Genomic DNA, 10,188 nt, shown 5'->3' with positions numbered 1-10,188 from the left:
ATTGAAATAGCCAATAATTGTTTTTTAGTGCCACCCAGTAAAACAAAGCGCGTGCGGTGCGTCCATTGCCATCGACAAAAGGGTGGTCATACGCCAAAGCAAAATGCACAATAATCGCTCTGATAATGGGATGAACAAAAGAATTCAGCATATTGCCATTGGCGAAATCACACAGAACCTTCATTCTATCGGGCAATGATTGGTGTTCTGGGGGGCTGTGCAAGACATTACCTGTGAGATTGTCAACCACATTAATATCATCATCTCGCCTAAACCTACCTTCATCATCAGGATTGTCTATGGTGTTATCAGTAACAATTTTATGCAATTCTAGTATTAACTCGGGTGTTAAATCATCGTGCTTGTATTTATCAATGAAATTAATCGCTTGATAGTTGTTATAAATCATGCGTTGCGAATAATCCTCAGGCTCTTTATTGTGCCTCAACATATCACGCGCAACCTTTCTAGTGGTTGCTGCCCCCTCAAGTTGAGACGAGCTAATTGCCTCATCCATCAATGAACGAATGATATATTTCTTCTTATCTTTTCCAATGTTTTCGGCTTCGATAGAACCGCGCATCTGGGTGTCTATTTCGTGGATATTCTTTTGAATATCATCTGTCAAAATATAAGAAAACTCTTCAGTAAAAGGCAATAACTTTTGTTGCCCTCTGCGAGAAAATTTCAAAAAATGCCAATACTGTTCAATACTATCAAATTTATCAGGGGTTTTTAAGTGTCTAATTTTATCCCAGTGCAAATAACGCCTTTTTTCATCGACTGTAGCTGGCATCATGCCGGATTGGACCTTCTCAACGACCAATTTAAGCAACTCTTCTGTAGCTGGCAATCTAGGTGGTGCTACAATTTTCATAATAAGCAATTATTTGAAATAAAAGCATATTATAACACTAACTATCAACTTTTAAAAAATCGATAGTTAATTATTTGTAATGACACTTATCATTGATTAAACAGGGATTATTGAACTTTTTATACTGATAGTTAGTGTAAATATAAGTATATATTATTTCGAACTATCGGTTTTTAACTCAACTTAAAAAATCTGTCAAATTGCTTTGAAACCAATATCTGTGCGGTAATAGGCGCTTGGCCAATTAATTTCTTTTAGTAATGCATAAGCATTTGCCTGCGCATCTTTGGTGTTTGCACCAAGTGCGGTGGCACACAACACGCGCCCACCGCTTGAAACAACATTATCACCATCGCTCTTAGTGCCCGCATGAAATACTTTTGCTGATTCATTGTCTACTGGTAAGCCAATTATCTCATTTGAAGGGTGGGCATCTGGGTAACCATTTGCTGCCAAAACCACGCCCATTGCTGAACGAGCGTCCCATTCAATATTCGCTTGGTCTAATTTTTGTTGTGTGGCTAATAAACATAATTGCGCCAAATTGGATTTAAGGCGCATCATAATTGGTTGCGTTTCTGGGTCACCAAAACGACAATTATATTCCAATACTTTGGATTTGCCATTGCTGTTAATCATCAAGCCTGCGTATAGAAATCCAGTGTAAGTATTACCTTCAGCTGCCATACCCTCTACTGTTGGACGAATGACGCTGTCCATTACATCTTGAAAAATTTCATCCGTCACAATCGGTGCTGGCGAATAAGCACCCATACCGCCTGTATTTGGACCTTTGTCGCCATTGTCTCTGGCTTTGTGATCTTGTGAAGTTGCCATTGGCAAAATATTTTTACCGTCAACCATCACAATAAAGCTGGCTTCCTCTCCACTCAAAAACTCTTCAACCACCACACGCGAGCCTGCTTTGCCAAAACGATTGCCTTCAAGCATATCATGAATAGCATCGGTTGCTTCTTGTTGAGTATTAGCAATAATCACACCCTTGCCTGCGGCCAAACCATCGGCTTTAATCACAATCGGTACACCTTTTTCCTTGACATATTCTACTGCCAGGTCTACTTCGGTAAAAACACCATAAAAGGCGGTTGGAATATTATTTCTGTCAAGAAAGTCCTTACAAAATGCCTTTGAACCTTCCAATTGTGACGCTGCCTGAGTTGGGCCAAACACGCTCAAGCACTGCGTTTGAAATGCATCCACTACACCCATCACGAGTGGCGCTTCAGGGCCTACGATGGTAATATCAATATTGTTACTCTTGGCAAAATCAATCAGCGCACTGATGTCTTGGACGCCAATATCAACATTTGTAAGCTTGTCTTCTAATTCTGTACCCGCATTACCCGGTGCAACAAACACTTCTTCAACGCTGTCAAATTTAGCACACTGCCAAGCCAATGCATGCTCACGACCGCCACTACCAATTACCAATACTTTCATATATATTCCTCAATAAATTCTTTAAACTTCTTGTGTGACATAATCTGAGTGCCATCACAATTAAACGACATTGACACCGTTGAATTAAACAAATTAATAGTCACTGAACGCAAATAATAACCCTCAAGATGTCGCAACTTGCTAAGATTTTTTAAAATAAAACGCAGATCATTAATATTGGTTAATTTTTGCATACTTTGATTACGCTCATGCAAAGATTGCTGCCACTGCAAAGAAAGCATACCAAACACTTCATCATTTTCAAGCATCTTATAAATGCGTTTAATCAATTGACTTTTTTTCTTTAAAGGGATTTTGTTGAAATGAAAATCCACATAATCAGAATTAAGCAAATCATCTGCCAAATGCACTTCGGTATTAAATGGGTCAAACACACTTGACACACGCACCTCAGCATTATTAAGCCCAATGACCAAGCGATAAACGCCTGTATCAAGTAATAAATCTAACCAAACTTGTGAGAGTTGCTCCAGATTTTCATCCACACTGTTAAACGCTCGCTCACGATTATAAACACTCTCACGCAGGCTTTTATCACCTTTGATAGAATGCATCAAATTGTTATTAAAATAATAACCAACAAGTGCGTCTTTCTTCTTCATATGAATAATCGTTTAGGTTGTAAATAGCCGCATTCTATCTGTCCGATACCTAGAAAAACGGCATTTTCATCAAACATTTTAACCAAACTATCGACTTGATTTTCAATTTTAATCTTTCTGCCATAACGAATATCAATACCTTGCTGTTGGTCAACACTAACGCTGTGAATATTTGGCAATAAATCTTCACTTTTAAAAATCTTAGCATCCAATGCTGTAAAGTCATCACTTGCCAAGGCCTCCAATTCAACAAACTTAAGGGTTTGTGCAATATCCACATGTGCAAAACCTATGCGTCTGAGCTCGATAACATGTGCACCACAACCTAATTTATCACCGATATCAGCAATCAATGAGCGAATATAAGTGCCTTTTGAGCACGACACTTCTAAACTGATGATGCCGTTTTCATAGCCCAAAAAATCAAGTTTATGAATAGTGACTAAGCGTGCTTTGCGTTCAATTTCAATACCTTGTCTAGCAAGTTTGTATAAAGGCTGCCCATCTTTTTTAAGCGCTGAATACATCGGTGGCACTTGCTCAATATCACCTTGAAAACTTAGTGCAGCTGCTTTTACTTGCACCTCATCAAGTTGCTTAAAATCTTTTGTCTCAGTGATTTCACCTTCACAATCCAGTGTATCTGTTATTTGCCCTAACTGCCCACGCACAAAATAACGCTTATTATCATTAAGCAAAAATCCTGCGACCTTAGTGGCTTGTCCTAAGCAAATCGGTAATATGCCACTAGCAAGTGGATCTAATGCGCCTGTATGTCCTGCTTTTTTAGCAAAGAATAAGCGTTTGACTTTTTGTAATGCAGCATTGGAACTCAGCCCTGTGTCTTTATCAAGCAAGACAATGCCGTTAATTTCTCTGCCTTTTTTATTTTTTGCCAAGGGATGGAAGGTTAGAAGCTTTATCTAAATTAAGCGAATACTCAACTTTTGTTGTAGGATCACGAAAATAATCAGTTAACGACCCTTGAAATAATAACCCAACAGGCGTTAATATCGTAAGCACTATTGCAAACCAATAACTATTTTTTGTTATTTTGGCACTCTGTTCTTGTATATGCTTTTCTACATCGTTCTCTAATTTATTATTATGATTTCTTAATTGTTCATTTTCATCTATAACTTTTTGTAATTCTTGTTCTTGTGTATCAGAGGAAATTGACGCTGCCAATGATAACTCCTCTAACAGATTTAAACTCTCAATTAACTGCGACTGAATGCTATCATAGTATTCAACTCTAGTCTGAACCTTAAAACGCTCAGTCTGGATTTTGATCAATATTTTTTTTAATTTTTCAGCAATATTTGTGCGCTTTTCTGAATCCTCAACATAGACTAAGGATGTTACAAATCTATCATTAAGTGTTAAAATAAATAAATCAAGTGTGTCATAATAAGCGCGCTTACAATGCTTATATGCTTCAATAACATCCTCTTGTTTGTCGCTTTTTAGAATATGGTGTGCAGCATAACGCAATTGGTTAATAGCCTGTTGGGATGTAACCTCCAAAGAAAGATTTGCGGTTGTCCGAATGAGTTTTTCTGTTTCAAAAAACCACACTTTAACATCTTCAATTGTTATATTAGAATCAGAATCTTGGTTAAAGTCTTGAATGCTTGCTTTCATTTCTCGCTCAAGCAAACTAATAATATCCACTATGTTATTGAGATATTAACAAGGCTTTGGCGTGTAGCTCATCACTACTAAGTCTGTGATAGGAATTTTTGTTGTTATTGTCCACCTGAACACAACCCTTGCTTTTGCAATCAATAAGGCTACTAGAAAACGGTTTTCCGACTCTAGCATCTGCATTGTTATGTATTTTTGTTATTTCTGGATTACAATAAAATTTGGAGTAGCCCATCTTCTCTTTTAAATAAGCCTTTATCGACATATTTTCATCTCTTTGCACCGAAAATATTATCAATTATACTTAATAAACATGTGGTGTCTGCATCAATATTCCTCTCTAAAGCTTAGCAAGTAAATCATCAATTCTCGCACCCGTGTTTGGTGCTGAATCATAAATAAACTTGAGTTCTGGCGTGTGTCGTAGGTCTAGTGTCTTTGAAAGACGAGAACGGAAAAAACCACTGGCTTTTTTTAACAAAGGCACAACAATTTCTTTTTGTTCTTCAGGTACGGTGTAAAAAACCCTGGCACTGCTCAAATCACGGCTGGCGAGAACATCGGTAATGCCCACTGCTTGCAATCTTGCATCTTTGGTTTCTTGTCTTAGCAACATGACTAATTCCCGACGAATCAACTCGTTAATCCTTTCAACTCTATAGGAAGGCTGCTCTGCCATTAATTAAAAATGAATCTATAAAGTACGGGCACTTTCAACACGCTCAAAAACTTCAATTTGGTCGCCTGCTTCAACATCATAACCCACAACACCAATACCACATTCAGTGCCTGATTTAACTTCTTTAACGCTGTCTTTAAAGCGTCTTAGAGATTCTAATTCACCTTCAAAGACAACCACATTATCACGCAATACACGGATTGGCGAGTCTTTTTTAACCACACCTTCTTCAACCATACAACCCGCAATATCACCCAATTTTTGCGACTTAAATACTTCTTTCACATTGGCAATACCGATAATATTTTCACTAAGCTCAGGGCTAAGCAGTCCGCTCATAATGGCTTTAACATCATCAATTAGATTATAGATAATTGAATAATATTCAATGCGTACACCTTCTTCGTCTGCTGTTTTACGCGCCATAGCATCGGCACGCACATTAAAGCCAAGCACCAAAGCATCAGAAGTAGCTGCTAAGTTAATATCGGTGTTGTTAATACCACCCACACCACTAGAGACCACCTTGACTCTCACTTCATCTGTTGATAGCTCTTCTAAGGCCTCAACCAACGCTTGCGCCGAGCCACGAACATCAGATTTTAAAAGTACATTAACCGTTGATATGTCGCCTTCTTCCATCTTCTGTAAGAAGTTATCCATCTTCGAAGCTTGTTGTTTTTGCAACTCGGATTCGCGATCACGCGCCTTTCTAAAGTCAGCTACTTCACGCGCTTTACGCTCAGATTCTACCACTAAAACTTCATCACCTGAGTCCGGCACACCTGACAAACCAAGCACTTCAACTGGCGTTGAGGGCGTTGCTTCTTTTAAAATTTCCCCTTGATCGTTAACAATTTGCTTAACCTTGCCATATTCCAAACCGGCAATCATAATATCGCCTTTCTTTAAGGTGCCTGATTGTACAAGAATAGTCGTTACCTTGCCACGGCCTTTTTCAAGGCGTGCTTCTAATACTCTGCCTTGTGCTGGACCTTTGGTAACTGCTGAAAATTCTGAGATCTCAGCAGTAAGCGTAATAGCATCTAATAGCGCATCAATACCTTCACCCGTATGTGCGGATACACCTACCATCATCACATCTCCACCCCATTCTTCTGAGATAACATCATGTGATGAAAGCTCTTGCTTAACCTTGTCAAGATTAGCGCCTTCTTTATCAATTTTATTGATTGCTACAATAATGGGTGCTTTGGCGTTTTTTGCGTGTTTGATTGACTCAATCGTTTGTGGCATAACGCCATCATCTGCTGCCACCACTAAGATAACAATGTCAGTGGTGCTAGCACCACGAGAGCGCATTTTCGAAAACGCTGCGTGCCCTGGTGTGTCAACAAAAGTAATCTTACCGTCTTTTGCATGTACTTGATAAGCACCAATGTGCTGAGTAATACCACCCGCTTCACCATCGGCAACTTTTGCCTTGCGAATATAATCTAATAGGGATGTCTTGCCATGGTCAACATGACCCATAATTGTGACTACTGGCGGTCTGGCACTTTCATTGCCACTTGCTTTTGACTTTTCAATTAACTTGTCTTCAATGGTTTCTTCTTTACTAACAACGCCTGTGTGCCCCATTTCTTCTACTACTAAAAGCGCAGTATCTTGGTCAATAACATCGTTGAGTGTGGCCATCACGCCCATGCCCATCAATACTTTTAGCACCTCTCCCGCTTTGGTGGCCATCTTTTGTGCCAAATCACTAACCTTGATATTATCAGGTATAGAGACTTCGTGAACCACTTTTTCAATTGGCTTTTGAAAGCCATGCTGTGCTTGCTCTTCTTGGATTTTTTGGCTAAGGCGCGTTCTGTCTTTCTTTTTCAGTTTTCTACTTGGGTTCTTCTTAGCAACATGTAACTGCTTACGCCCATCTGCACCTGATGTATTACGCAAACGCTTTGGTTTTTTCGACTTATCATCACTATTTGCATCACCCGTTTTTTTAGTATTTTCTGTTTGTTGTTTTGCTTGCTCTTGCTGTTTCTTTAAGTCTTCTGCTTCCTCTTTTTGCAAACGCGTCATTTCTTGACGCTTAGCATCTTGTGCTAATAACTTCTCATCTGCTTCACGACCGGCCTCTAATGCCTCTAGCGCCTCTTTTGCTTTTAATACTGCCACATCATCTTGCACGGATGTTATAGGTGCTTTTACAGAACGCTTTTTCTTAACCTGAATCTTGACACCACCTGCACTATCGCTAGACTGAGTACTGGGTTTGCGCGACACTGAAATACTAGATTTAGCCGGCCCACGCTTAGATAAGCCCGCCATCAAAATTTTGCGCTCATCACCTGAAATCTCAGAATTAGCAGTCTTGCCTTCAATGCCAGCATTTACCAGAATCTCAATAACTTCATCTGGAGTTTTTTTCAGTGCTGTAGATAATGATTGAACTGTAGCCATATGTTTTACCTATTTATATAATTTTTTAACAAAAGTCTTTTTTGCTTATTTAAACCAACCTTCGTTTTCTCTCGCTGTCATGATAATTGCTGATGCCACTTCCTTATCTAGCCTTTGAATATCTAATAATTCATCAATTGATAATTCCGCTAAGTCATCCACTGTAGCAATTTCCGCCTCAATCAGTGCTTGTGCTAAGTCTTCATCAACACCTTCAACACTGGTTAATACTTCAGAAGATTCTGCATCACCTAAAGCCTGTACAAGTTGTGCATCAGAAGCGCGTTCTTGTAATTCTTCAACCATTGTTGCATCAAACTCTTCAACTGCCTCTAAACTAGCGGCATCTGCATCTGCAATATCATCAATACTGGCAAAGCCTTCGTCAATTAAAACACCTGCCACTTCAGAATCAACGCCTAATTGCTCAGCTAACTTTTCGCTAATCTTTTGATTTTCTTCGGTTTGTTTATTGTCAGATTCACTCACTGACATTACATTTAACTTCCAATTAGTCAAGCGTGATGCCAATTTAATATTTTGACCGCCACGACCAATAGCCAATGCTAACTGGTCTTCTTCAACGGCAATATCCATTGAGTTTTTGTCTTCATCAACCACAATTGAGCTGACTTCTGCTGGCGCCATTGCGTTAATCACATATTGTGCAGGGTCTTCATCCCACAAAATAACATCCACACGCTCACCGTTTAATTCATTTGACACCGCCTGCACGCGTGAACCACGCATACCGATACAAGAGCCAATTGGATCTAGGCGCTTGTCTTTTGCTTTAACCGCTAACTTTGCACGCAAACCAGGGTCGCGACTAACGCCCATAATCTCAATCACGCCCTCAGAAATCTCTGGCACTTCCATCTCAAACAACTCAATCATCATCTCAGGTGCAGTTCGACTCAAGAAAATTTGCGCCCCACGAGGGCTTGATTTTACTTCTTTAATATAGGCCCTTAGGCGGTCGTTCTTACGAATTGATTCATTTGGGATTAAATCAAACTTAGGGATCATGCCATCAACACCACCCATATCAACATGGGCATTGCCTCTGTCAATGCGCTTAACAGTGACCATAACAACCTCACCCATACGCTGAGTGTAATCCTCAACAATCACTTCTCTTTCTGCTTCACGAACTTTTTGGATAATGACTTGTTTGACAATTTGTGCAGCAATACGACCAAAGGCTTCGGTTTCTATTGCCTCACGCACAAAATCTTCAACTGCCACGCCATTTGCATCTTTTGCATGAATGTGTAATTCTGAGTCAAACGCAGTGCCGTCATCGTCAACAAAATTTTCACCATCTTCAATAACCATCCACTGTCTGAAAGTAGAAAATTCACCGGTTTTTCTATCAATCTCAACATGAGCATCAATATTATTGTTCTTTTTGGTTGCTGCTGCTAACGCTTCCTCTAAGGCTTCAAACACGCACTCTTTGGTAATGTTTTTCTCGTTAGAGATCGCTTCAACCATTAAAAATAAATCTTTACTTTCCATCTTTTCTCCTAAAATAGGCGACTAAAAATGCGCCACCAAATTTGCCTTCTCAATCAACTCAATATCCAGCTTATAGCTGCCTGTGTCTGTCATCAACTCAATGCTATTGTTAGCCTCGCTCACACTGCCAATAGCGCCATTAAACTTCCTTTGTCCATTAACCGACCTTAATAATCTTAACTTAACATCATGTCCTAAAAAACGCTGATAATGTTCAATATTAAATAACGGTCTTTCAACACCTGGTGATGACACTTCCAGATTGTATTGTGTCATAATCGGGTCCTCCACATCAAAAATACTACTTAATTGATGCGATACTGTTTCACAATCGTTAAGCCCAATGCTTTGGCCTGAGTCAATATAGACTCTCAAGATACTGTGCTTACCGCTGGCAATATACTCAATACCCACCAGCTCATAACCCATATCTTCAATCACTGGCTGAATCAATACTTCAATTTTATCTGTAATTTTTGCCATATTTAAAATAAACCCTTAACAAAAACCCCCCTAAAAAGGGGGGTCCGTAATCATTTGGTAGCGGGGACAGGATTTGAACCTATGACCTTCGGGTTATGAGCCCGACGAGCTACCGAACTGCTCCACCCCGCACTAAAAGAGACAATTTTACGCACTTATGTTGTAAATGTCTACTAAAAATATAAATTAATTCAATAAACCAGCAAAAAATTGCCAGATAGATTAGATTGTGTAGCGCTCTATCGGTAAAGTCAGCAGCAACAATCCGAGCTTAAAGACTTACTTGAGCATAAACACAACTAAGGACTTAGGTTAGTCAGTTCAATTATTAATCTATGCTGCCAATACTCTCAACTTAATATCACAATCAGGCACAAACTCTAGTTGGCTTTAAACATTACACTTGTCTTTCCGTGCATCGCAATAATCCAAAGGTGCAGACATCTTATTGCACACAGAATGATTTA

Annotated in this window: 10 protein-coding genes and 1 tRNA gene; all 11 read right to left on the bottom strand. The window is 39.3% G+C overall.

Features of this window, described 5'->3' with window-relative positions; translation table 11 throughout:
- Positions 1-877 (bottom strand): Fic family protein (locus BAZSYMA_RS07425; protein WP_143243148.1); only part of this gene is annotated, 877 nt, incomplete at its 3' end.
- 195 nt (positions 878-1,072) lie between these two features.
- Positions 1,073-2,338 carry a phosphoribosylamine--glycine ligase gene (gene purD / locus BAZSYMA_RS07420; RefSeq protein ID WP_090717317.1) on the bottom strand — a complete coding sequence of 422 codons (1,266 nt, stop codon included), beginning with the start codon at positions 2,336-2,338 and terminating at the stop codon, positions 1,073-1,075.
- Positions 2,335-2,961: a hypothetical protein gene (locus tag BAZSYMA_RS07415; RefSeq protein WP_090717313.1), complete on the bottom strand. Its 627-nt coding sequence runs from the start codon at positions 2,959-2,961 to the stop codon at positions 2,335-2,337. Before BAZSYMA_RS07415 ends, purD begins: the two co-directional genes overlap by 4 nt.
- Positions 2,958-3,860, bottom strand: coding sequence for a tRNA pseudouridine(55) synthase TruB (gene truB, locus BAZSYMA_RS07410; protein ID WP_090717310.1), 903 nt, complete (start codon positions 3,858-3,860; stop codon positions 2,958-2,960). The genes BAZSYMA_RS07415 and truB overlap by 4 nt, the downstream gene beginning before the upstream one ends.
- Positions 3,847-4,635 carry a hypothetical protein gene (locus tag BAZSYMA_RS07405; protein ID WP_090717304.1) on the bottom strand — a complete coding sequence of 263 codons (789 nt, stop codon included), beginning with the start codon at positions 4,633-4,635 and terminating at the stop codon, positions 3,847-3,849. The genes truB and BAZSYMA_RS07405 overlap by 14 nt, the downstream gene beginning before the upstream one ends.
- Before the next feature lie 4 nt (positions 4,636-4,639).
- A complete protein-coding gene (locus BAZSYMA_RS07400; RefSeq protein ID WP_090717299.1) occupies positions 4,640-4,873 on the bottom strand; it encodes a hypothetical protein in 234 nt (77 codons plus the stop codon).
- A 75-nt stretch (positions 4,874-4,948) separates the two neighbouring features.
- A complete protein-coding gene (rbfA, locus tag BAZSYMA_RS07395) occupies positions 4,949-5,287 on the bottom strand; it encodes a 30S ribosome-binding factor RbfA (RefSeq protein WP_090717295.1) in 339 nt (112 codons plus the stop codon).
- Positions 5,288-5,302: 15 nt separating this feature from the next.
- The gene (gene infB / locus BAZSYMA_RS07390) at positions 5,303-7,717 is read right to left on the bottom strand and encodes a translation initiation factor IF-2 (RefSeq protein ID WP_090717290.1); all 2,415 of its coding nucleotides are present in this window, start codon (positions 7,715-7,717) and stop codon (positions 5,303-5,305) included.
- A 45-nt stretch (positions 7,718-7,762) separates the two neighbouring features.
- Positions 7,763-9,238 (bottom strand): transcription termination factor NusA, encoded by a 1,476-nt coding sequence (gene nusA, locus BAZSYMA_RS07385; protein WP_090717286.1) that lies wholly within the window; start codon positions 9,236-9,238, stop codon positions 7,763-7,765.
- A gap of 21 nt (positions 9,239-9,259) precedes the next feature.
- Positions 9,260-9,721 (bottom strand): ribosome maturation factor RimP, encoded by a 462-nt coding sequence (gene rimP / locus BAZSYMA_RS07380; protein WP_090717282.1) that lies wholly within the window; start codon positions 9,719-9,721, stop codon positions 9,260-9,262.
- Between the two features lie 55 nt (positions 9,722-9,776).
- A tRNA-Met gene (locus BAZSYMA_RS07375) sits at positions 9,777-9,853 on the bottom strand.
- Positions 9,854-10,188: the final 335 nt, after the last annotated feature.

It is taken from the genome of Bathymodiolus azoricus thioautotrophic gill symbiont (assembly GCF_001298715.1).
Lineage (GTDB): Bacteria > Pseudomonadota > Gammaproteobacteria > PS1 > Pseudothioglobaceae > Thiodubiliella.
The sequence above is the reverse complement of the archived record's forward strand: the minus strand, read 5'-3'. Positions and strand labels throughout refer to the sequence as shown.